This is a genomic window from Roseivivax isoporae LMG 25204, from assembly GCF_000521865.1.
Taxonomy (GTDB): Bacteria; Pseudomonadota; Alphaproteobacteria; order Rhodobacterales; family Rhodobacteraceae; genus Roseivivax; species Roseivivax isoporae.
The window spans coordinates 32,821-53,329 of the sequence record NZ_JAME01000009.1; the positions used below are offsets into that span (position 1 = coordinate 32,821).

Sequence of the window (20,509 nt, forward strand, 5' to 3'; positions counted from 1 at the left end):
CTCACTCGACGGTGACCGACTTGGCGAGGTTGCGCGGCTGGTCCACGTCCGTGCCCTTCGCCACCGCCGCGTGGTAGGCCAGCAGCTGCGCCGGCAGGGCGTAGAGGATCGGCGTCAGGACCGGCGCCACCTCGGGCAGGACGATCGTCCGCCAGACGTCGCCGCCGGCCTCGGCCGCACCCGCCGCGTCGGTGATCAGCAGCACCCGCCCGCCGCGCGCCATGACCTCCTGCATGTTCGACACGGTCTTGTCGAACAGCCGGTCGCGCGGCGCCATCACCACCACCGGCACGGTCTTGTCGATGAGCGCGATGGGGCCGTGCTTCAGCTCTCCTGATGCATAAGCTTCAGCGTGCACATAGCTGATTTCCTTTAGTTTCAGCGCGCCTTCCAGGGCCAGCGGGTACATCAGTCCGCGGCCGAGGAACAGCACGTCGCGCGCCTCGGCGATGGCGCGGGCGGCCATCGCCACCGTCTCGTCGCGGTCGAGCGCGGCGTTGATCACGCCCGGCAGGCCGCGCAGCTCCCCCAGCGTCGCCGCGAGCTCGGCCTCGGTCATGCGGCCACGGTCCACCGCCGCCTTGAGCGCGAGCAGCAGCAACACGTTCAGCTGGCAGGTGAAGGCCTTGGTCGAGGCGACGCCGATCTCCACGCCCGCGTGGATCGGCAGCGCCACGTCGGATTCCCGCGCGATGGAGCTTTCGGCGACGTTCACCACCGACAGCACCCGGTCGGCCCGCCCCTTGCAGTAGCGCAGCGCCGCCAGCGTGTCTGCCGTCTCGCCCGACTGGCTGACGAACAGCGCCGCGGTTCCCGGCGTCAGCGGCGGTTCGCGGTAGCGGAATTCCGACGCGATGTCGGCCTCCACCGGCAGGCCGGCCAGCGTCTCGAACCAGTATTTCGCCGTGAGGCAGGCGTAGTAGGCGGTCCCGCAGGCCACCATGGTCAGCCGCTCGATCCTGGCGAAGTCGATGTCGGCGCCGAGCCGGATCGTGTCGCCGTCCAGGTAGGCCCGCAGCGCGTCGGCCAGAACCGACGGCTGCTCGGCGATCTCCTTGGCCATGAAGTGCTTGTAGCCCGACTTGTCGACGCGCGCGGCGTCGATCGAGACGCGCTTCGCGTGCCGCTGCACGATCTGTCCGGCCTCGTCCCGAATCTCGATGCTCGTGCGGGTCAGCACGGCGCGGTCGCCTTCCTCGAGATATGTGATCGTGTCGGTGAGCGGTGCGAGCGCGATCGCGTCCGAGCCGACGTAGACCTCGCCCTCGCCGTGGCCGATGGCGAGCGGGCTGCCCTTGCGCGCCGCGACCATCAGGTCCTCCTCGCCGTCGAAGAGGAAGGCCAGGGCGAACGCGCCCTCGAGCCGGTCGATGGTCTTCATCGCCGCCGCGACCGGCGCCAGCCCTTCGGCCATGTGCCGCTCGGTCAGAAGCGCCACGGTCTCGGTGTCGGTCTCGGTCGCGAAGCGCGCACCCGATGCGTGAAGTTCCTCGCGCAAGGCCCTGTAATTCTCGATGATCCCGTTGTGCACGACCGCGACCGGCCCGGCCTTGTGCGGGTGCGCGTTGCCGGTGGTCGGCGCGCCGTGCGTGGCCCAGCGGGTGTGACCGATGCCCGACTTGCCCGGCAGCGGCTCGTGCACCAGCAGGTCCGAGAGGTTCACGAGCTTGCCCACCGCGCGTCGCCGGTCGAGGTGGCCGTCGTTCACCGTGGCGATCCCCGCGCTGTCGTAGCCGCGATATTCGAGCCGCCGCAGCGCCTCCAGCAGGACGGGAGAGACTTCGTGAGTGCCCAGCACCCCGACGATACCGCACATGTTCAGGCCTCCTTGCGGGCGGCGGCCTTGCGCGCGCGCAGCATGTCCATCAGGCGACGGCCGTGGCCGTCCTTCGTCACCTGCCGCGCGCGCCCGAGCGCGAGCGCGCCGTCCGGCACGTCCGAGGTGATCACTGACCCCGACCCGGTCAGGGCCCCGGCACCGACCTTCACCGGCGCCACCAGCATCGTGTTCGACCCGATGAAGGCGCCCGCGCCGATCTCGGTGCGGTGCTTGAAGACACCGTCGTAATTGCAGGTGATCGTGCCCGCCCCGATGTTGGTGCCCTCGCCGATCTCGGCATCTCCGATATATGTCAGGTGGTTGGCCTTCACGCCTGCAGCAAGCTGCGCGTTCTTCACCTCGACGAAGTTGCCCACGTGCACGTCCTCGGCCAGCTCCGCCCCGGGCCGGAGCCGCGCGAAGGGACCGACCACCGACCCGCGGCTCACGTGGCAGCCCTCGAGGTGGCTGAAGGCACGGATGCGCGCGCCGCTCTCGATGGTGACGCCGGGGCCGAAGACGACGTTGGGCTCGATCTCGGTGTCGCGCCCGATCGCCGTGTCGTAACTCAGGAACACGGTGTCGGGCGCCTGCAGCGACACGCCGTCCTCGAGCAGCGCCGCCCGTGCCTGCGCCTGGAACGCGGCCTCGGCCGCGGCCAGCTCGGCCCGGCTGTTGATGCCGCGCGTCTCGGCCTCGTCGCAGGCGACCGCGGTCGCCGTCAGACCCTCGGCACGCGCCAGCGCCACCACGTCGGTCAGGTAGTACTCGCCCGCCGCATTGTCGTTGCCCACCGCCGCGACCAGCCGGAAAAGCGTCCGGGCGTCCGCGCAGATCACGCCGGAATTACAGAAGGTTATGGCCCGTTCCTCGTCCGTCGCATCCTTCCACTCGACGATCCGCGCAAGGTCTTCGCCCGCCATCACCAGCCGCCCGTAGCGGCCGGGATCGTCGGCCTCGAAGCCCAGGACGACCACGTCGTGCTGCGCGCGCGCCACCGCCATCGCCTCGAGCGTCTCGTGGCTGACGAAGGGCGTGTCGCCGTAGAGCACGATCACGTCGCCCTCGAAATTCCCGAGCACGGGGGCGGCCTGGGCGACCGCGTGCGCGGTACCCTTCTGCTCGGCCTGCAGCACGGTCTCGATCTCGGGGTCGTAGTCCTGCGCGGCGGCCGTCACGGCGTCCGCCCCGTGGCCCGCCACCACCACGATGCGCTCGGGTCCGAGCGCGGACCCTGCCTGCAGCGCGTGCAGCAGCATCGGCGCCCCCCCGATCCGGTGCAGGACCTTGGGCAAGTCCGATTCCATCCGCGTGCCTTTGCCGGCCGCGAGGACCACGAGGGCGATGCTCATGCCAATTACTCTTTGTGTTTCCGCCGCGCTCGTTTTAACGACCTTGCGATGCAGGACAAGCAGGCGTCGGATCACGTTGGATTTCCGCCTGCAACAGGAAAGGCGGGTGCCCGGTGCGCACGGTGATCTTCGACCTCGACGGCACGCTGGCGGACACGAGCGGCGACCTGATCGCCGCCGCGAATGTCTGCTTCTCCCAGATGGGGGCGGGCGCCATGCTGCATCCGGACACCGACGCGCCGACCGCGCTGCGGGGCGGGCGGGCGATGCTGCGGCTCGGCCTGTCGCGCATGGGCGGGATCGATGAGGCCGAGGTGGACCGCTGGTATCCCGTCCTGCTCGAGGCCTACGGCGCGGCGATCGACGTGCACACGCGGCTCTATCCCGGCGTGGTCGAGGCGGTCGACCTCCTGGTGAGCGGCGGCACCCGCGTCGGCATCTGCACCAACAAGCCCGAGGGCCTCGCCGAGACGCTGCTGACCCGGCTCGGGGTGCGCGACCTCTTCGGCTCGCTCGTGGGCGCCGACACGCTGCCGGTGCGCAAGCCCGACCCCGCGCCCTTCCGCGCGGCGGTGGAGCGCGCGGGCGGCGCCGTCGATGCCTCGCTCCTCGTGGGGGACACCGAGACCGACCGCGAGACCGCGCGGGCCGCGGGCGTGCCCTGCATCCTCGTGCGCTTCGGCCCCGAGGGCGCGGGCGTCGCGCGGCTCGAGCCCGAGGCGACCATGGGCCATTTCGCCGAGCTGCCCGACCTCGCGGCGCGGCTCCTGGGGCAGGGACGCGCGGCGGAATGACCGACGCGGCCCCGCGGTTCACCGGCAGCTTCACGCAGCAGGAACCGATTCCCGAGGACGCGATCGAGGCGGCGGTCGCCGTGATGCGGCACGGTCGGCTCCACCGCTACAACCTCGCGGGCGACGAGCAGGGCGAGACCGCGCTTCTCGAACAGGACTTCGCCGCCATGACCGGCGCGCGCCACTGTCTCGCCGTGGCCTCGGGCGGCTACGCGCTCGCCACCGCTTTGCGCGCGGTGGGCGTCGGGCCCGGCGATCCGGTGCTCACCAACGCCTTCACGCTCGCCCCGGTGCCGGGCGCCATCGCGGGGCTCGGCGCGCGGCCGGTCTTCGTGGGTGTGACCGAGGCCCTCGTCATCGACCTCGACGACCTCGCGGCGAAGCTGCAAGAGGCGCGGGTGCTGCTCCTCAGCCACATGCGCGGGCATGTCTGCGACATGGACCGGCTGATGGCGCTCTGCCGCGACGCGGACGTGACGGTGATCGAGGATTGCGCCCACACCATGGGGGCCGCGTGGCGCGGCGTGCCGTCCGGGCGGCACGGGCTGGTCGGCTGCTATTCGACGCAGACCTACAAGCACGTGAATTCCGGCGAGGGCGGGTTCCTCGTGACGGACGACGACGACATCGCGGCGCGCGCGATCCTCCTGTCGGGCTCCTACATGCTCTATCCCCGGCACCTCGCGGCGCCCGGCGCCGAGGCGTTCGAGACGTTGCGCTACGACATGCCGAACATCTCGGGGCGCATGGACAACCTGCGCGCGGCCATCCTGCGCCCGCAGCTGAGCACGCTCGCGGACCGGGTCGAGCGCTGGAACGCACGCTACCGCGAGATGGAGCGCGGGCTCTGGCAGGTGCCGGGTCTGACGCTGATCGAACGCCCCGAAGCCGAAGCCTTCGTCGGCTCGTCCTTCCAGTTCCTGCTGCTCGACTGGTCCGAGGCGCGGATCGCCCGGGTCATCGCGGCCTGCGCGGAACGGGGGGTGGAGCTGAAATGGTTCGGGCCGGAGGAGCCCGTGGGCTTCACCTCGCGCTACGGCGCGTGGCGCTACGCGCCGTCGGTACCCATGCCCGCCACCGACCGGGTGCTGGCGGGCCTGATCGACATGCGCCTGCCGCTGACCTTCAGCCTCGAGGATTGCGCGCTCGTCGCGCGGATCGTGCGGGAAGAGGTCACGGCGGCGGCGCCGTCGCCGGAGGCGGGCCGCGGCTGACGCGCCGCGGCCCAGCCTGTCACGCGGTTCAGAACGCCAGGCGTCCGTGCTCGCCACCCTCGGGCGTCGCGTCCGTGAGGTTGGACTTCGCCACTTCCCACAGGAACGAGGCCGAATTCTCGGTCGCCCAGACCTCCGCCTTGTGCGGCGTCATCTTGACGAGCCGCACCGAGTCGTCGTCGCGGCCGTCCTTCAACCAGGCCGCCGCGAAGGCGTTCCAAACGTCGTCGAGCTTGTCGCCGCTGCCGTGGTCGAGCTTGCCCTCGATCACCGCGTAGAGGCCGGCCTTCGGATCCGCGACGTCGAATCGTGCCTCGCCGCCCGACTGCGATGCGCGGTCCGCCGCCGACCCGGCCGCGGTGATGAACCAGATCGCGTTCTCGCCGCGATCGGCCTGCGGCGCCATCGGCACGGGACGCTCGCTGTCGGTGGACAGAAGGCCCGCCGTCACGTTGTCGAGCCGTTTCCAGAAGGTGTCTTTGAGGTCTTGTGCCATGAGGCAATCCTTTCCATCGTGTCTCTGCGGGTTCGGCGTCGGAACGCAGGGCACGCGACGGCGGTTCCTGCGCGGCTGCGCCTTGCCAGGACCGGGGCCGACGGGTAGGACGAGATATGAACGCTCGTTCAATAACGCAGCCGGAGGAGGGCCGCGCATGTTCGACGCCGTCATGAAGTTCGACCTGGGCGAGGACGTCGGCGCGCTGCGCGACATGGTGCACCGCTGGGCGCAGGACCGGCTGAAGCCGATGGCGGCCGAGATCGACCGCGAGAATGCCTTTCCGCACGCGCTCTGGCGCGAGATGGGCGACCTCGGGCTGCTCGGGATCACCGTGGGGGAACAGTACGGCGGCTCCGACATGGGCTACCTCGCCCACGTGGTCGCGATCGAGGAGGTGGCGCGCGCCTCGGCCTCGGTGTCGCTGTCCTACGGCGCCCATTCCAACCTCTGCGTGAACCAGATCAGGCTGAACGGCACCGATGCCCAGCGCGCGCGCTACCTGCCGGGCCTCGTCTCTGGCGAACGGGTCGGCGCGCTCGCCATGTCCGAGGCGGGCGCGGGGTCGGACGTGGTGTCGATGAAGCTCCGTGCGGACAAGCGCAACGACCGCTACGTGCTGAACGGCACCAAGTACTGGATCACCAACGGCCCCGATGCCGACACGCTCGTGGTCTACGCCAAGACCGATCCCGAGGCCGGGTCGAAGGGCATCACCGCCTTCCTGATCGAGAAGACCATGGCCGGCTTCTCCGCCAGCCCGCATTTCGACAAGCTCGGCATGCGCGGCTCGAACACGGCCGAACTGGTGTTCGAGGATGTCGAGGTGCCCTTCGACAACGTGCTGGGCGAGGAGGGGCGCGGCGTGCGCGTGCTCATGTCCGGGCTCGACTACGAACGCGTGGTGCTCGCGGGAATCGGGCTCGGGATCATGGCCGCCTGCCTCGACGAGGTCATGCCCTACCTCGCCGAGCGCCGGCAATTCGGCCGGCCCATCGGGTCGTTCCAGCTGATGCAGGGCAAGATCGCCGACATGTACACCGCCATGAACTCGGCCCGTGCCTACGTCTACGAGGTGGCCAAGGCCTGCGACCGCGGCGAGGTCACGCGCCAGGACGCCGCCGCCTGCTGCCTCTACGCCTCGGAACAGGCCATGGTGCAGGCGCACCAGGCGGTGCAGGCCATGGGCGGCGCGGGCTTCATGGCCGACGCGCCGGTCGCGCGGCTCTTCCGCGACGCCAAGCTGATGGAGATCGGTGCTGGCACCTCCGAGATCCGGCGCATGCTGGTCGGGCGCGAGCTCATGGCGGCGATGGACTGAGCGATGGGCTTCGCGGGTCGAACCTGGTCTGCTACCGTGCCGCGAGTGCCGCCGTGCCGCCGCACCATGGAGATGTCCGATGCGCCGCTTTCTCGTCCTTCTCGCAGTCGCGCCGCTTGCGGTGGTCCAGCCGACCCTCGCGGGTGCACAGACCGCCGACCCGCGGGACGTGGTGGCGCTCGAGACCTGTGTCGCGGACGTCGCCCGTTCGAACCCGTTCGAGGCGACGGTCGCGGAATGTACCGGGGCCCTCAGCGCGACCTGCGGTGCCGAGATGTCGACGACGAACGCGATCGCGGGATGCATCATGGACGAGGGACGCGCGTGGGACGCGCTCCTGAACCGCTGGTGGGAACCGATGAAGGCCAGCGCACAGGCGGCCGGGACCTGGGACACGCTGCTCGGCCAGCAGCGCCGCTGGATCGCCGAGAAGGAGGCCGCCTGCCAGCGGGCCTACGACCGGGCCGGTGGCGGCAGCATCCGGGTGATCTACGGGGCGGAGTGTTTCCGCGACTGGACGGCGCGGAAGGCGGTCGAATTCTACTACGCGCTCTACCGCTGAACGTGCGGTTCCGGGCGCCCCGGGCCGCGCGCGCCGCCCCGATGCCGACGGCGGGGCGTGCCTGATGCCCCGCTGGGCGTGGTTCCTGCCGGTGGGATGCCTCGTGGCGCTGGCGGCGGTTCTCGGCTGGCGGCAGGGTTGGATCCACGCCAACGTCACCGAGACGCAGGTGATCGCCGCCTATGCCGAACGCTACCTTTCCGACCGCGCCGCGGCGGGCACGGCCGAGAGTGCGCGGCCCTCGGACTGCCGGGCGCGGCCCGGCACCGCGGCGGGGGTCTGGCTCGTGGTGATCTGCGGGCCCGAGCCCTACGACCCCGCGCGCCACTACACCTATTACGTCACCCGCGCGGGCGGGCTCAGCCGGGTCGTGGGCCCGCAGGACACGTGAGGCCGGCATGGGACTCCTGAGACCGCGCGCCTACGACCAGCTTTACGGCCGCTTCCGCTGGGACCTGCCGGACGTGCTGAACATGGCCGAACAGGTCCTCGACGGCTGGGCCGCGGTCGAACCCGACCGGATCGCCGTCATCGACCTGTCGCACGGGCGGCGCACCGACTGGACCTACGGCATGCTCTGGCAGCTCTCGCGCCGGGTCGAGGCCGCGCTGATCGAGAAGGGCGTCGAACGCGGCGACCGCGTCGGCGTGCTCCTGAGCCAGGAACCGCTCTGCCTTGCCGCCCATGCCGCCGCCTGGCGGCTCGGCGCGATCTCGGTGCCGCTCTTCACGCTCTTCCGCCGCGATGCGCTCGAGGCCCGGATCGACGATTCGGGCCTCGGCGTCGTCGTCTCGGACGCGGAGGGGCGCGAGACGCTGGCCGGCATGGGACTCGCCGTGCTGACCGAACGCGACCTCCCGCAGGGCCGCAGCGCGCGTCCGTCTGCGGCCGGCGTCGAGACCGGGCCCGACGATGCGGCGGTCCTGATCTACACCTCGGGCACCACCGGCGCGCCCAAGGGCGCGCTGCACGGCCACCGCATGCTGACGGGGCATCTGCCGGGGGTGGAGATCAGCCACGACTTCCTCGGCGACCGCGGCGACGTGCTCTGGACGCCGGCGGACTGGGCGTGGATCGGCGGGCTCTTCGACGTGGCGATGCCGGGGCTCGCGCTCGGTGTCCCGGTGGTGGCCGCGCGGCTGCCCAAGTTCGGCGCCGAGGAATGCCTGCGGGTCTGCCACGACGCGGGCGTGCGCAACGCCTTCCTGCCGCCCACCGCGCTGCGGATGCTGCGGGCCGAGGGGGCGAACCTGCGCGGGTTGCGCTCCGTCGCCTCGGGGGGCGAGCCGCTCGGCCCCGAGATGCTGGCCTGGGGCCGTGGCGCGCTCGGCGTCTCGATCAACGAGTTCTATGGCCAGACCGAATGCAACATGGTCGCCGCGTCCTGCGGGCGCCTCTTCGACGCCTGGCCGGGCTTCGTCGGGCGCGCGGTGCCGGGCCATCACCTCGCCGTGCTTGACGCCTCGGGCCGGCCCACCAGCGGCGAGGGCGAGATCGCGGTCAAGCGCGGCTCGGCCTCCATGATGCTCGAATACTGGCGCAAGCCCGAAGAGACGGCGGCCAAGTTCGCCGGCCGCTGGATGCTGACCGGCGACCGCGGCGTGCTCGAGGGCGGCTACCTGCGCTTTGTCGGGCGCGAGGACGACGTGATCTCCTCGGCGGGCTACCGCATCGGCCCCGCCGAGATCGAGGATTGCCTGATGACCCACGCCTCCGTCGCGACCGTGGGCGTGGTGGGCAAGCCCGACGCCCTGCGCGGCGCCATCGTCAAGGCCTACGTCGTGCCGCGCGCTGGGATCGAACCCTCGGACGCGCTGGTCGCGGAACTTCAGGCCTGGGTCAGGGATCGGCTCGCAAGCCATTGCTATCCGAGGGAGATCGCGTTTCTCGACGCGCTGCCCATGACCGTCACCGGCAAAGTGGTGCGCCGCGAGCTGCGCGCCCGCGCCGAACGCGAGGCCGGCGCATGACCAGGTCGGCCCCCATCGGAACGGACACCAGATGAAACTCCAGTCACAGGCCATCCCCGCCTCCGAGGCGTTCCGCGCCAACCGCGCCGCCCATCTCGACGCGCTCCGCACGGTCGAGGCGGCGGCGGCCGAGGCCGCGGCGGGCGGCGGCGCCCGGGCGCGCGAGCGGCATCTCGCGCGCGGAAAGATGCTGCCCCGCGACCGGGTCGCGAACCTGCTCGATCCCGGCACGCCCTTCCTCGAGATCGGCGCCACGGCGGCGCACGGCATGTACGACGGCGCGGCGCCCTGCGCCGGCGTCATCGCCGGCATCGGCCGCGTGCACGGCCAGGAGGTCATGGTGATCTGCAACGACGCCACCGTGAAGGGCGGCACGTACTATCCCATGACGGTCAAGAAGCACCTGCGCGCCCAGGAGATCGCCGCCGAGAACGCGCTGCCCTGCCTCTATCTCGTGGATTCGGGCGGGGCGAACCTGCCGAACCAGGACGAGGTCTTTCCCGACCGCGACCATTTCGGGCGCATCTTCTACAACCAGGCGCGCATGAGCGCCGCCAACATCCCGCAGATCGCCGTTGTCATGGGATCGTGCACCGCGGGCGGCGCCTACGTGCCCGCCATGTCGGACGTCACCATCATCGTGAAGGACCAGGGCACGATCTTCCTTGCGGGCCCGCCGCTCGTGCAGGCGGCGACGGGCGAGGTCGTCTCGGCCGAGGACCTGGGTGGCGGCGACGTTCATACCCGGCTCTCGGGCGTCGCCGACTACCTGGCCGAGGACGACGCGCACGCGCTCGCCCTCGCGCGCCGCGCGGTCGAGAGCCTGAACCGAACGAAGCCCGCGGGCGTGCGGATGCAGGCGCCCGAGCCGCCCGCCTACGATCCCGACGAGATCCTGGGCGTCGTGCCGGCCGACCTGCGCACGCCCTACGACATCCACGAGGTGATCGCCCGGCTGGTGGACGGCTCGCGTTTCGACGCGTTCAAGCCGCGCTTCGGCGAGACGCTGGTCTGCGGCTTCGCCCATCTCCAGGGCTGCCCGGTGGGGATCGTGGCGAACAACGGCGTGCTCTTTTCCGAGAGCGCGCAGAAGGGCGCGCATTTCGTCGAGCTCTGCTCGCAGCGTGGCATCCCGCTGGTGTTCCTGCAGAACATCACGGGCTTCATGGTGGGACGGAAATACGAGAACGAGGGCATCGCCCGCCACGGCGCCAAGATGGTCACCGCCGTCGCCACCACCGCCGTGCCGAAGATCACCATGATCGTCGGCGGCAGCTTCGGCGCGGGGAACTACGGCATGGCGGGCCGCGCCTACCAGCCGCGCTTCCTGTGGACCTGGCCCAATTCGCGCATCTCGGTCATGGGCGGCGAACAGGCGGCGGGTGTCCTCGCCACGGTCCGGCGGCAGGCGATGGAGAAGGCGGGCGAAACCTGGTCGGCCGAGGACGAGGCCGATTTCAAGCGTCCCACCATCGAGATGTTCGCGCGCCAGTCGCACCCGCTCTACGCGTCCGCGCGGCTCTGGGACGACGGCGTGATCGACCCGCGCAAGGCGCGCGACGTGCTGGCGCTGTCGCTCTCCGCCGCGCTCAACGCCCTCATCGGGGAGACGCGCTTCGGCGTGTTCCGGATGTGAGGGTGCGGGGGGGCGCATCGCGGACGCGATCCGGACGGACCGGAGGCTCGGCGGAGGACAGGATGCAGGCATGCGAACGGGGCCGACGGGCCGGGGACCGCGCGTCCGGCGCGGGCAGGGGGCGGCGGTGAGCGGCATGTTCGGGCGCATCCTCGTCGCCAACCGGGGCGAGATCGCGGTGCGGGTGATCCGCACCGCGCGCGCCATGGGCATCGACTGCGTCGCGGTCCATTCCGACGCCGATGCCGCGGCGTTGCACGTGGCCCTGGCGGACCGCGCGGTGGCGATCGGCGGCGCGGCCCCCGCCGACAGCTACCTGCGCATCGACCGCATCGTCGCGGCCGCGCGCGAGACCGGGGCGGAGGCGATCCACCCGGGCTACGGCTTCCTGTCCGAGAACCCGGAGTTCGTCGAGGCGGTCGAGGCGGCGGGCCTCACCTTCATCGGCCCCTCCGCCGACGCGATCCGCGCCATGGGGCTCAAGGACGCGGCCAAGCGGCTGATGGCGGAGGCCGGCGTGCCGGTGGTGCCGGGCTACATGGGCACGGACCAGTCGCCCGACCGCCTCGCGGCCGAGGCCGAGGCGGTGGGCTACCCGGTCCTGATCAAGGCGGTGGCGGGCGGCGGCGGCAAGGGCATGCGGCTCGTCACCCGCGCGGCCGAGTTCGCCGACGCGCTCGTCGCGGCGCAGGGCGAGGCGCGCACGGCCTTCGGCAACGCCGCCGTGCTGATCGAGAAGTTCGTGGAGACGCCGCGCCACATCGAGGTGCAGGTCTTCGGCGACGGCACCCGCGCGGTGCACCTCTTCGAGCGCGACTGCTCGCTCCAGCGCCGGCACCAGAAGGTGATCGAGGAGGCGCCCGCGCCCGGCATGACCGCCGGGATGCGCGCCGCCATGGGCGCCGCCGCGGTGCGCGCGGCCGAGGCGATCGGCTATCGCGGCGCGGGCACGGTCGAGTTCATCGTCGACGGCTCGGACGGGCTGCGCCCCGACCGCTTCTGGTTCATGGAGATGAACACCCGCCTGCAGGTCGAGCACCCGGTGACCGAGATGGTGACCGGCATCGACCTCGTGGAATGGCAACTGCGCGTCGCCGCCGGCGAGGACCTGCCCGCGCGGCAGGAGGACCTGTCGCTCGACGGCCACGCCTTCGAGGCGCGGCTCTATGCCGAGGACGTGCCGGCGGGCTTCCTGCCGGCCACGGGGCGGCTCGCGGCGCTTGCGTTCCCGGACGGCGTCCGGGCCGAGACGGGCGTGCGCGCGGGCGACACGATCAGCCCGCATTACGACCCGATGATCGCGAAGCTCGTGGTGCACGGGCCGACCCGCGCGGTGGCGCTGCGCCGGCTCGCCCGCGGCCTCGCTCAGACCCGCGTCGCGGGCACGGTCACGAACCTCGCCTTCCTGGGCGCGCTGGCGCGGCACCCGGGCTTTGCCGCGGGCGACGTGGACACGGGCCTCATCGCGCGCGACCTCGCCGTGCTGACCGCCGCGCCCGGGATCGACCCCGTGACCGTGGCCGAGGCGGCGCTGTCGGCGGCGGACCTCCTCGGGCCCGCGGACCCGCAGCAGGGCTTCGCGCTGTGGCAGCCGCTCGCACGGCGCATCGTGCTGCGGCACGAGGGCCGGGACCTGGCCTGCACGCTCGAGGTCCGGGGGCCGGACGCGGTGCGCGTGCACGTGGGCGAGGGGAATCCGGTCGAGGCGGCGCGGCTCGGCGGCGCCTGGCGGCTCGACGGCGCGCCCGCCGCCGGCGTCCACGTGGCGGGCGGCCGCGTGCAGGTCTTCGCCGCGCCCGGGCGCGTCTTCGAGATCGTTGACCCGCTCGACCGGGCGCAGGCGATCACGGGCGAGAACGTGATCGAGGCGCCGATGCCCGGCCGCGTGGTGCGCGTGCTGGTCGAGGCCGGCGTTGCCGTCGCCGCCGGTGCGCGGCTGGCCGTGCTCGAGGCCATGAAGATGGAACACGCGCTCACCGCCTGGCGCGACGGGGTGGTCGAGGAGGTGCTGGTGGAAGAGGGCGCGCAGGTCGAGGCGGGCGCCGCGCTGGTGCGGCTGGCGCCGGAGGAGGCCGCGGAATGACGGACCGGGCACGGGCGGCGCGTGCGGACCGGGGCGCTGCCCCGGACCCCGGGATATTTCCGCCAAGAAGAAGCCGGGGCGGCGCTTGAGATGACGGGAGAGGTCGAGATCTTCGAGGTGGGGCCGCGCGACGGGCTGCAGAACGAGGCGCGGCCGATCGCCGTCGCGGACAAGGTCGCGCTGGTCGACGCGCTGAGCGCCGCGGGCTTCCGGCGGATCGAGGTCGCCTCCTTCGTGAGCCCGAAGCGGGTGCCGCAGATGGCCGCCTCGGGCGAGGTGCTGGCGCGCATCGCGCGGGCGCCGGGTGTCTCCTACGCCGCGCTCACGCCCAACCTGCAGGGGTTCGAGGCGGCGCGCGTCGCGCGCGCCGACGAGGTGGCGATCTTCGCCTCGGCCTCGGAAGGGTTCTCGAGGGCCAACATCAACGCCACCATCGCCGAGAGCCTCGCGCGGTTCGGGCCCGTGGCCGCGGCGGCGCGGGCGGCGGGCATCCCCGTGCGCGGCTATGTCTCCTGCGTGGTCGCGTGCCCCTATGACGGCGCCGTCGCGCCGGCGGCGGTGGCGCGCGTCGCGTCCGCCCTCGACGCGCTCGGGGTCTACGAGGTGAGCCTCGGCGACACGATCGGCCGCGGCACCCCCGAGGCGGTGGACGCCATGCTCGCCGCGGTTCTGGATGTGCTGCCGGCCGACCGGCTCGCCGGGCATTTCCACGACACGGACGGGCGCGCGCTCGCCAACGTGGAGGCGGCGCTCGCGCGCGGCCTGCGGGTCTTCGACGCGGCGGCGGGCGGTCTCGGCGGCTGCCCCTTCGCGCCGGGCGCCGCCGGCAACGTGGCGACCGAGGCGCTGGCCGACCGGCTCGAGGCCCTGGGCTGGCGCACCGGGCTCGACCGCGAGGCGCTCGCGCGGGCGGCGGGGATGGCGCGCGCGCTGAGACCGGGCGGCGGCGGACGGGAGGGACCATGACCGGCACGCTGATCCGCACGCAGACCGATGCCCGCGGGGTCGCCACGCTGACCCTCGCGCGGCCCGAGAAGCACAACGCGCTCTCGGCCGACATGATGACCGAGCTCGAGGTGGCGGCCCGCGCGCTCGGGCGCGATCCGGCGGTGCGCGTGGTGGTGCTGGCGGCCGAGGGGCCGACCTTCTGCGCGGGCGGCGACCTCGCCTGGATGCGGGCGCAGGCGGGCATGGACCCGGCGACGCGCCGGGGCGAAAGCGCGCGCATCGCCCGGGTGCTCGCCGCGCTCGCGGACCTGCCGCAGCCGCTGATCGGGCGTCTCCAGGGCAACGCGTTCGGCGGCGGGGTGGGACTGGCCTCGGTCTGCGACGTGGCGATCGGCGCGGAAGGCCTGAGGATGGGCCTGACCGAGACGCGGCTCGGGCTCATTCCGGCGAATATCGGGCCCTACGTGATCGCGCGCATGGGGCCCGCCCGCGCGCGCGAGGTCTTCATGTCGGCGCGCGTCTTCGACGCGGCGGAGGCGGTGCGTCTCATGCTCCTGACGCGCGCCGTCCCGGCGGCCGATCTCGATGCCGCCGTCGAGGCCGAGATCGCCCCCTACCTCGCCTGCGCGCCCGGCGCCGTGGCCGAGGCGAAGGCGCTCCTCGGCGCGCTGTCGGGGCAGGTGACGCAGGCCCAGGTCGACCTCGCCGTCGACGCGCTTGCCCGCCGCTGGGAGACCGCGGAGGCCGAGGAGGGGCTCGCCGCGTTCTTCGACAGGCGCGCGCCGTCCTGGCGCGCGGACGGCTGATCGCGGTCCTATCCGTTCGGATAGGATCCCCCGACCATTGCGCCGCCGGCCTATCCCGAGCGGGGCGTGCAAGCGGGGGATGCATCCCCTAAGTTCACCTCAACACGGGATCGGCAGGTACGCCGGCCGGTGTGAACGGCGCCAGAAGGCGCCGGGGAACGGAACCTGACCGGCACCTTCCGGATCGGCCGACGGGACCCCTCGGGGGACCGCGCGGTGGGCGGTGCAGGCGACGCGAGGACCGGCTTCGGCCGCACCCCTGTCCGGACGTCGTGCTGCGCCGTGATCGTGAACGGAGGTGTCCCGGAAGGGATCCCGACCCGGGCGCCGGGGCGCAGGAGCGTTTCGTCCCGTTCGGACGAAAGGCGGGGGACGGGGCGGCTGTGTCGCCCCGGCTTCGGAAGGGGAACGGCGGTGCAATCCGCCGGAAGACATGTGGGACGGCCGGGGCGTTGTTTTCTTGTGCCCGCAGTTAAAGGTTTTTGCGGTCCGGACGTCCGCATGGTGACGAGTGCTACGGTGAACGACAAAAATTCTAGGTGAATTGGATGCGCCTGCGGGTTCGGGCGCATCTTTTTTTTTGTCGGGACGAGGCGCGTCGCTCCGCGACGCGGCCGCCCGCCGGACGCGGACCCCTCAGCCCGTCAGCGTCTCCATCGCCTGCCGCCCTGTCAGGGGCCGGCGGCCGCCCGGGCCGACGCCGAACCCGTTTCCGCCGCCGCCCGGCCCCCGGTCGACGCGGCGGTCGATCGGCAGACCCGACAGCGCACGGACAAGGAGCGTCCCGACGCCGCCATGGCCGACGAAGAGGACGTCGCCGTCCTGCAGCACGTGCGTGACCGCGGCGCGCGCACCGGCGCGGCCTGCGGCCTCATACCGCCCCGGCCTCGGTTGACCGTGCCGGATGCCGGGAGTAGATGAGGTCCAATCGCCCCGGGACCGTGACGGGGCAGGTGCGCCGCGTCCCGCGCAGCGCCGGAAAGAGGAGCTTCACTCCGTGGAAGATCTGTTGCGCGAATACCTTCCGATCCTCGTCTTCCTGGGCATCGCCATCGGCCTCGGGATCGTCCTGATCCTCGCCGCCGTGGTGCTGGCGGTGCGCCGGCCGGATCCCGAGAAGGTGTCGGCCTACGAATGCGGCTTCAACGCCTTCGACGACGCCCGCATGAAGTTCGACGTGCGCTTCTATCTCGTGTCGATCCTGTTCATCATCTTCGACCTCGAGATCGCGTTCCTGTTCCCCTGGGCCGTGGGCTTCGCCGAGCTCTCGGACGTGGCGTTCTGGTCGATGATGGTCTTCCTCGGCGTGCTCACCATCGGCTTTGCCTACGAATGGAAGAAGGGAGCACTCGAATGGGAGTGATGACCGGAGCCAACACCGCCGGCGCCGACCGCGAGGTTGCCGTCCAGGACCTGAACCGCGAGCTCACCGACAAGGGCTTCCTGCTGACCTCGACCGAGGACATCATCAACTGGGCGCGCACCGGCTCGCTGCACTGGATGACCTTCGGGCTGGCCTGCTGCGCGGTCGAGATGATGCACACCTCGATGCCGCGCTACGACGCCGAACGCTTCGGCGTGGCGCCGCGCGCCTCCCCGCGCCAGTCGGACCTGATGATCGTGGCGGGCACGCTGACCAACAAGATGGCGCCGGCGCTGCGCAAGGTCTACGACCAGATGCCCGAGCCGCGCTACGTGATCTCGATGGGCTCCTGCGCGAATGGCGGCGGCTACTACCACTACAGCTATTCGGTGGTGCGCGGCTGCGACCGCATCGTGCCGGTCGACGTCTACGTGCCGGGCTGCCCGCCGACCGCAGAGGCGCTGCTCTACGGCATCCTCGCGCTGCAGCGGAAGATCCGCCGCACCGGAACGCTGACCCGCTGAGGGAGACCCCATGAGCCAGGCATTGAAGGAACTGGGCGGCCTGATCGCGGCCAAGCGTGCGGATTGCGTCGTGACGTGGTCCGTGGCCCATGGCGAACTGACCGTCGAGGTGGCGCCCGCCAACATCCGCGGCCTCGTCGACTTCCTGAAGACCGAGCCGACCTGCCGCTTCACCTCGCTGGTCGACATCACGGCGGTGGACCATCCCGAGCGCGCCAAGCGCTTCGACGTGGTCTACCACTTCCTGTCGATGTACCAGAACCACCGCATCCGGCTGAAAGCCGCGGTGCGCGAGGACGAGAGCGTGCCGTCGATCGTGTCGGTGCACCCCTCGGCCAACTGGTTCGAGCGCGAGGTGTTCGACATGTTCGGGATCCTGTTCTCGGGCCACCCGGACCTGCGGCGCATCCTCACCGATTACGGCTTCCGCGGCTACCCGCTGCGCAAGGACTTCCCGACCACGGGCTATACCGAGGTGCGCTACGACGAGGCGCAGAAGCGCGTGGTCTACGAACCGGTGAGCCTCGTGCAGGAATACCGGCAGTTCGACTTCATGAGCCCCTGGGAAGGCGCGCATTACGTGCTGCCCGGCGACGAGAAGACGGACGAGGCCAAGTAGATGGCGGCGGCGAACGCCCTGACGTTCCTGCCTGGCACGGGCGTCGCCGCGTCGATGCGGCGGCCGGCGATGCGCGCCTGGCTGCGCGCCGCGGTCGCTACTCTATTCTCCGTGATCGCCATCCGGCGCGATCCGCATGCCATGGGAGCAGTTCGATGATGGACGGCACGAACCAGTTCGGCGACGCCCAGACGGGCGAACAGAAGATCCGCAACTTCAACATCAACTTCGGCCCGCAGCACCCGGCGGCGCACGGCGTGCTGCGGCTGGTGCTGGAACTCGACGGCGAGATCGTGGACCGCTGCGACCCGCATATCGGGCTCCTGCACCGCGGCACCGAGAAGCTGATGGAGAGCCGGACCTACCTACAGAACCTGCCCTATTTCGACCGTCTCGATTACGTGGCGCCGATGAACCAGGAACATGCCTGGTGCCTCGCCATCGAGAAGCTGACGGGGGTCGAGGTGCCGCGGCGCGCCTCGCTGATCCGCGTGCTGTTCTGCGAGATCGGGCGCGTGCTGAACCACCTGCTGAACGTGACCACGCAGGCCATGGACGTGGGCGCGCTGACGCCGCCGCTCTGGGGCTTCGAGGAACGCGAGAAACTCATGATCTTCTACGAGCGGGCCTGCGGCGCGCGGCTCCATGCCGCGTATTTCCGCCCGGGCGGCGTCCACCAGGACCTGCCGGCGGACCTGCTCGACGACATCGACGCCTGGGCCGATGCCTTCCCGGCGGTGCTCGACGACATCGACGGGCTCCTGACCGAGAACCGCATCTTCAAGCAGCGCAACTGCGACATCGGCGTGGTGACGGAGGAGGAGATCCAGCAATGGGGCTTCTCGGGCGTCATGGTGCGCGGCTCGGGGCTCGCCTGGGACCTGCGCCGCGCGCAGCCCTACGAATGCTACGACGAGTTCGATTTCCGCATCCCCGTCGGCAAGAACGGCGACTGCTACGACCGCTACCTCGTCCGCATGGAGGAGATGCGCCAGTCGGTCTCGATCATCCGGCAGGCCATCGCCAAGCTGAAGATGCCCGAAAACAAGGGCGACGTGCTGGCGCGCGGCAAGATCACGCCGCCGCCGCGGGGCGAGATGAAGACCTCGATGGAGGCGCTCATCCACCACTTCAAGCTCTACACCGAGGGCTTCCGCGTGCCCGAGGGCGAGGTCTACGCCGCCGTCGAGGCGCCCAAGGGCGAGTTCGGCGTCTACCTCGTGGCGGACGGCACCAACCGTCCCTACCGGGCCAAGCTGCGGGCGCCGGGCTACCTGCACCTGCAGGCGATGGACCACGTGGCCTCGGGCCACCAGCTCGCCGACGTGGCGGCGATCATCGGCACCATGGACATCGTGTTCGGCGAGGTCGACCGCTGAGGCGTTCCAAGGCGGACCGGCCATGCCCGGACGCGCAACGACAACGAAAGGAGGCTGCGTCTTGCGGCTGATCCCCATCGCGACCCTTCTGGCGTTCGGCGCCGCCCTTTCCGCCTGTGACGAGGCCGCGCTGCAGGCCATGGGCGGCGGCGACACGTTCCCGACCCAGGCCGATCTCGCGTCCTACGACACCGCGGTGGCCTCCATCGGCTGCCAGATGGAGACCGAGGCCGACTACCTCCCGGTCGAGTTCCAGACCGGCCTCACGCGCGAGCAGGTGCTGCAGATCACCTCGCGCAAGCTGTCGCGGGACGAGGCGGTGCGCCTGGACTCGGGCGGCGTGCGCCTGACCACGGGGCCGTGCACGCCCGCCGTCACGCCGCCCGCGGCCGAAACCCCGACAGCCGCCTGAGGCCCGCGCCCCGCGCGCGCCGCGACAACAGGACATCCCATGCTGAGACGACTGCATCCCGAGCAACCCGAAAGCTTCGCCTTCACGCCCGACAACCGGGCCTGGGCCGAGGCGCAGATCACCAAGTATCCCGAGGGCCGGCAGGCCAGCGCCATCATCCCGCTCCTGTGGCGCGCGCAGGAACAGGAAGGCTGGCTCTCGCGTCCCGCGATCGAGCACGTGGCCGAGATGCTCGGGATGCCCTACATGCGGGCACTCGAGGTGGCGACCTTCTACTTCATGTTCCAGCTGCAGCCCACGGGATCCATCGCGCACGTGCAGGTCTGCGGCACCACCTCCTGCATGATCTGCGGCGCCGAGGACCTGATCGCCGTCTGCCGCGACAAGATCGCGCCCAAGCCGCATGTCGTGTCCGATGACGGCAAGTTCTCCTGGGAAGAGGTCGAATGCCTCGGGGCCTGCGCGAACGCGCCCATGGCCCAGATCGGCAAGGACTATTACGAGGACCTCACCGTCGAGAGCTTCTCGCGGCTCCTCGACGATCTCTCTGCGGGCAAGGTCCCGACGCCCGGTCCGCAGAACGGCCGCTTCGCCTCGGAACCCGCAGGCGGGCTGACCTCGCTCGCGATCGAGGAGGGCGCGCGCGAGGACGGCAACGCCTCCGTGGCGCTCGCCACCCGCATCGGGGATACCGTGCGCCGCATCGACGGAACCGAGGTGCCGCTGCGCACCCCCTGGCAGGACCGTTCGCACGAGCGCGGCGATGCCGAACCCTCCCGCGGGCCCGAGCTGTCGGGCGACCACCCGGCGGACGAGACCGGCGTCGACAAGCGCGAGGCGCCCGCCCGGGGAAAGGCGCATCCGGACACCGGCGCGGTGGTCGAGGACGCGCACCGCCCCGAGGGGCTGTCCGCCCCCCGCGCGGGCGGTGCCGACGATCTCACACGGATCAAGGGAATCGGACCCAAGCTGCGGGACCTCTGCCACAGCATGGGCTACTACCATTTCGACCAGATCGCCCGCTGGACCGATGCCGAGGTGGCCTGGGTCGACGACAATCTCGAGGGCTTCAAGGGCCGCGTGACCCGCGACGACTGGGTGTCGCAGGCGCGCGTCCTGTCCGAGGGCGGCGAAACCGAGGAGTCCAAGCGCAAGGACGGCTGAAAACCCCGATTCACGCCGATCCTGGCCAGACTCATCCCAACGTAGAC

The 20,509-nt window shown here is 71.5% G+C and carries 21 protein-coding genes; 17 read left to right on the forward strand and 4 right to left on the reverse strand.

The features are described 5' to 3' along the window. Window position 1: 1 nt before the first annotated feature. Window positions 2–1,816, reverse strand: coding sequence for a glutamine--fructose-6-phosphate transaminase (isomerizing) (gene glmS, locus RISW2_RS07535; RefSeq protein ID WP_043768707.1), 1,815 nt, complete (start codon window positions 1,814–1,816; stop codon window positions 2–4). A gap of 2 nt (window positions 1,817–1,818) precedes the next feature. After that, a complete protein-coding gene (glmU, locus tag RISW2_RS07540) occupies window positions 1,819–3,171 on the reverse strand; it encodes a bifunctional UDP-N-acetylglucosamine diphosphorylase/glucosamine-1-phosphate N-acetyltransferase GlmU (RefSeq protein WP_043768709.1) in 1,353 nt (450 codons plus the stop codon). Window positions 3,172–3,284: 113 nt separating this feature from the next. Between glmU and RISW2_RS07545 the strand changes: the two genes are divergently transcribed. Beyond that, window positions 3,285–3,965, forward strand: coding sequence for an HAD-IA family hydrolase (locus RISW2_RS07545; RefSeq protein WP_043768711.1), 681 nt, complete (start codon window positions 3,285–3,287; stop codon window positions 3,963–3,965). Further along, window positions 3,962–5,179: a DegT/DnrJ/EryC1/StrS family aminotransferase gene (locus tag RISW2_RS07550; protein WP_043768712.1), complete on the forward strand. Its 1,218-nt coding sequence runs from the start codon at window positions 3,962–3,964 to the stop codon at window positions 5,177–5,179. The genes RISW2_RS07545 and RISW2_RS07550 overlap by 4 nt, the downstream gene beginning before the upstream one ends. Before the next feature lie 28 nt (window positions 5,180–5,207). Here RISW2_RS07550 and RISW2_RS07555 read toward each other — a convergent pair whose 3' ends face one another. Next, window positions 5,208–5,675: a pyridoxamine 5'-phosphate oxidase family protein gene (locus tag RISW2_RS07555; protein ID WP_043768714.1), complete on the reverse strand. Its 468-nt coding sequence runs from the start codon at window positions 5,673–5,675 to the stop codon at window positions 5,208–5,210. 157 nt (window positions 5,676–5,832) lie between these two features. Between RISW2_RS07555 and RISW2_RS07560 the strand changes: the two genes are divergently transcribed. The 8 genes from RISW2_RS07560 to RISW2_RS07595 all read left to right on the forward strand — a co-directional run bounded on the left by RISW2_RS07560 (window position 5,833) and on the right by RISW2_RS07595 (window position 15,001). Continuing rightward, entirely contained in the window at window positions 5,833–6,996 is a 1,164-nt protein-coding gene (locus RISW2_RS07560) for an isovaleryl-CoA dehydrogenase (RefSeq protein WP_043768716.1), read from the forward strand. 79 nt (window positions 6,997–7,075) lie between these two features. Continuing rightward, on the forward strand, window positions 7,076–7,558 hold the full coding sequence (locus tag RISW2_RS25625; RefSeq protein WP_043768718.1) for a lysozyme inhibitor LprI family protein: 483 nt from the start codon (window positions 7,076–7,078) through the stop codon (window positions 7,556–7,558). Between the two features lie 64 nt (window positions 7,559–7,622). Further along, the gene (locus tag RISW2_RS07570) at window positions 7,623–7,949 is read left to right on the forward strand and encodes a hypothetical protein (RefSeq protein ID WP_043768719.1); all 327 of its coding nucleotides are present in this window, start codon (window positions 7,623–7,625) and stop codon (window positions 7,947–7,949) included. Window positions 7,950–7,956: 7 nt separating this feature from the next. Next, on the forward strand, window positions 7,957–9,528 hold the full coding sequence (locus RISW2_RS07575; protein WP_043768721.1) for an AMP-binding protein: 1,572 nt from the start codon (window positions 7,957–7,959) through the stop codon (window positions 9,526–9,528). A 31-nt stretch (window positions 9,529–9,559) separates the two neighbouring features. Next, window positions 9,560–11,164: a carboxyl transferase domain-containing protein gene (locus RISW2_RS07580; protein WP_043768722.1), complete on the forward strand. Its 1,605-nt coding sequence runs from the start codon at window positions 9,560–9,562 to the stop codon at window positions 11,162–11,164. Between the two features lie 136 nt (window positions 11,165–11,300). Next, the gene (locus RISW2_RS07585) at window positions 11,301–13,247 is read left to right on the forward strand and encodes an ATP-binding protein (protein ID WP_043768912.1); all 1,947 of its coding nucleotides are present in this window, start codon (window positions 11,301–11,303) and stop codon (window positions 13,245–13,247) included. Window positions 13,248–13,337: 90 nt separating this feature from the next. Then, window positions 13,338–14,213, forward strand: coding sequence for a hydroxymethylglutaryl-CoA lyase (locus RISW2_RS07590; RefSeq protein ID WP_043768724.1), 876 nt, complete (start codon window positions 13,338–13,340; stop codon window positions 14,211–14,213). Beyond that, window positions 14,210–15,001, forward strand: a complete 792-nt coding sequence (locus tag RISW2_RS07595; RefSeq protein ID WP_043768726.1) for a crotonase/enoyl-CoA hydratase family protein — start codon at window positions 14,210–14,212, stop codon at window positions 14,999–15,001. Before RISW2_RS07590 ends, RISW2_RS07595 begins: the two co-directional genes overlap by 4 nt. 636 nt (window positions 15,002–15,637) lie before the next feature. On the opposite strand, the gene RISW2_RS25460 is transcribed toward RISW2_RS07595, so the two are convergent. After that, window positions 15,638–15,832, reverse strand: a complete 195-nt coding sequence (locus tag RISW2_RS25460; protein WP_051491854.1) for a hypothetical protein — start codon at window positions 15,830–15,832, stop codon at window positions 15,638–15,640. 166 nt (window positions 15,833–15,998) lie between these two features. Between RISW2_RS25460 and RISW2_RS07605 the strand changes: the two genes are divergently transcribed. From RISW2_RS07605 to nuoE, 7 genes are all read left to right on the forward strand, one after another. Beyond that, window positions 15,999–16,364 carry an NADH-quinone oxidoreductase subunit A gene (locus tag RISW2_RS07605; protein ID WP_043768727.1) on the forward strand — a complete coding sequence of 122 codons (366 nt, stop codon included), beginning with the start codon at window positions 15,999–16,001 and terminating at the stop codon, window positions 16,362–16,364. Then, entirely contained in the window at window positions 16,364–16,888 is a 525-nt protein-coding gene (locus RISW2_RS07610) for a NuoB/complex I 20 kDa subunit family protein (protein ID WP_043768916.1), read from the forward strand. Before RISW2_RS07605 ends, RISW2_RS07610 begins: the two co-directional genes overlap by 1 nt. A 10-nt stretch (window positions 16,889–16,898) precedes the next feature. Beyond that, entirely contained in the window at window positions 16,899–17,507 is a 609-nt protein-coding gene (locus RISW2_RS07615) for an NADH-quinone oxidoreductase subunit C (protein WP_043768729.1), read from the forward strand. Next, window positions 17,508–17,666, forward strand: a complete 159-nt coding sequence (locus tag RISW2_RS24510) for a hypothetical protein (protein WP_156943792.1) — start codon at window positions 17,508–17,510, stop codon at window positions 17,664–17,666. After that, a complete protein-coding gene (locus RISW2_RS07620) occupies window positions 17,666–18,886 on the forward strand; it encodes an NADH-quinone oxidoreductase subunit D (RefSeq protein ID WP_043768918.1) in 1,221 nt (406 codons plus the stop codon). Before RISW2_RS24510 ends, RISW2_RS07620 begins: the two co-directional genes overlap by 1 nt. Window positions 18,887–18,947: 61 nt before the next feature. Then, window positions 18,948–19,298, forward strand: coding sequence for a hypothetical protein (locus tag RISW2_RS07625; RefSeq protein ID WP_156943793.1), 351 nt, complete (start codon window positions 18,948–18,950; stop codon window positions 19,296–19,298). 39 nt (window positions 19,299–19,337) lie between these two features. Continuing rightward, entirely contained in the window at window positions 19,338–20,462 is a 1,125-nt protein-coding gene (gene nuoE, locus RISW2_RS07630) for an NADH-quinone oxidoreductase subunit NuoE (RefSeq protein ID WP_043768731.1), read from the forward strand. Window positions 20,463–20,509 lie beyond the last annotated feature (47 nt).

What these genes read in the sequence shown, in the direction of transcription:
- glmS (WP_043768707.1), bottom strand. Translation starts at nt 1,816, where the DNA reads ATGTGCGGTATCGTCGGGGTGCTGGGCACTCACGAAGTCTCTCCCGTC.
- glmU (WP_043768709.1), bottom strand. Translation starts at nt 3,171, where the DNA reads ATGAGCATCGCCCTCGTGGTCCTCGCGGCCGGCAAAGGCACGCGGATG.
- RISW2_RS07550 (WP_043768712.1), top strand. Translation starts at nt 3,962, where the DNA reads ATGACCGACGCGGCCCCGCGGTTCACCGGCAGCTTCACGCAGCAGGAA.
- RISW2_RS07555 (WP_043768714.1), bottom strand. Translation starts at nt 5,675, where the DNA reads ATGGCACAAGACCTCAAAGACACCTTCTGGAAACGGCTCGACAACGTG.
- RISW2_RS07560 (WP_043768716.1), top strand. Translation starts at nt 5,833, where the DNA reads ATGTTCGACGCCGTCATGAAGTTCGACCTGGGCGAGGACGTCGGCGCG.
- RISW2_RS25625 (WP_043768718.1), top strand. Translation starts at nt 7,076, where the DNA reads ATGCGCCGCTTTCTCGTCCTTCTCGCAGTCGCGCCGCTTGCGGTGGTC.
- RISW2_RS07570 (WP_043768719.1), top strand. Translation starts at nt 7,623, where the DNA reads ATGCCCCGCTGGGCGTGGTTCCTGCCGGTGGGATGCCTCGTGGCGCTG.
- RISW2_RS07575 (WP_043768721.1), top strand. Translation starts at nt 7,957, where the DNA reads ATGGGACTCCTGAGACCGCGCGCCTACGACCAGCTTTACGGCCGCTTC.
- RISW2_RS07580 (WP_043768722.1), top strand. Translation starts at nt 9,560, where the DNA reads ATGAAACTCCAGTCACAGGCCATCCCCGCCTCCGAGGCGTTCCGCGCC.
- RISW2_RS07585 (WP_043768912.1), top strand. Translation starts at nt 11,301, where the DNA reads ATGTTCGGGCGCATCCTCGTCGCCAACCGGGGCGAGATCGCGGTGCGG.
- RISW2_RS07590 (WP_043768724.1), top strand. Translation starts at nt 13,338, where the DNA reads ATGACGGGAGAGGTCGAGATCTTCGAGGTGGGGCCGCGCGACGGGCTG.
- RISW2_RS07595 (WP_043768726.1), top strand. Translation starts at nt 14,210, where the DNA reads ATGACCGGCACGCTGATCCGCACGCAGACCGATGCCCGCGGGGTCGCC.
- RISW2_RS07610 (WP_043768916.1), top strand. Translation starts at nt 16,364, where the DNA reads ATGACCGGAGCCAACACCGCCGGCGCCGACCGCGAGGTTGCCGTCCAG.
- RISW2_RS07615 (WP_043768729.1), top strand. Translation starts at nt 16,899, where the DNA reads ATGAGCCAGGCATTGAAGGAACTGGGCGGCCTGATCGCGGCCAAGCGT.
- RISW2_RS24510 (WP_156943792.1), top strand. Translation starts at nt 17,508, where the DNA reads ATGGCGGCGGCGAACGCCCTGACGTTCCTGCCTGGCACGGGCGTCGCC.
- RISW2_RS07620 (WP_043768918.1), top strand. Translation starts at nt 17,666, where the DNA reads ATGGACGGCACGAACCAGTTCGGCGACGCCCAGACGGGCGAACAGAAG.
- nuoE (WP_043768731.1), top strand. Translation starts at nt 19,338, where the DNA reads ATGCTGAGACGACTGCATCCCGAGCAACCCGAAAGCTTCGCCTTCACG.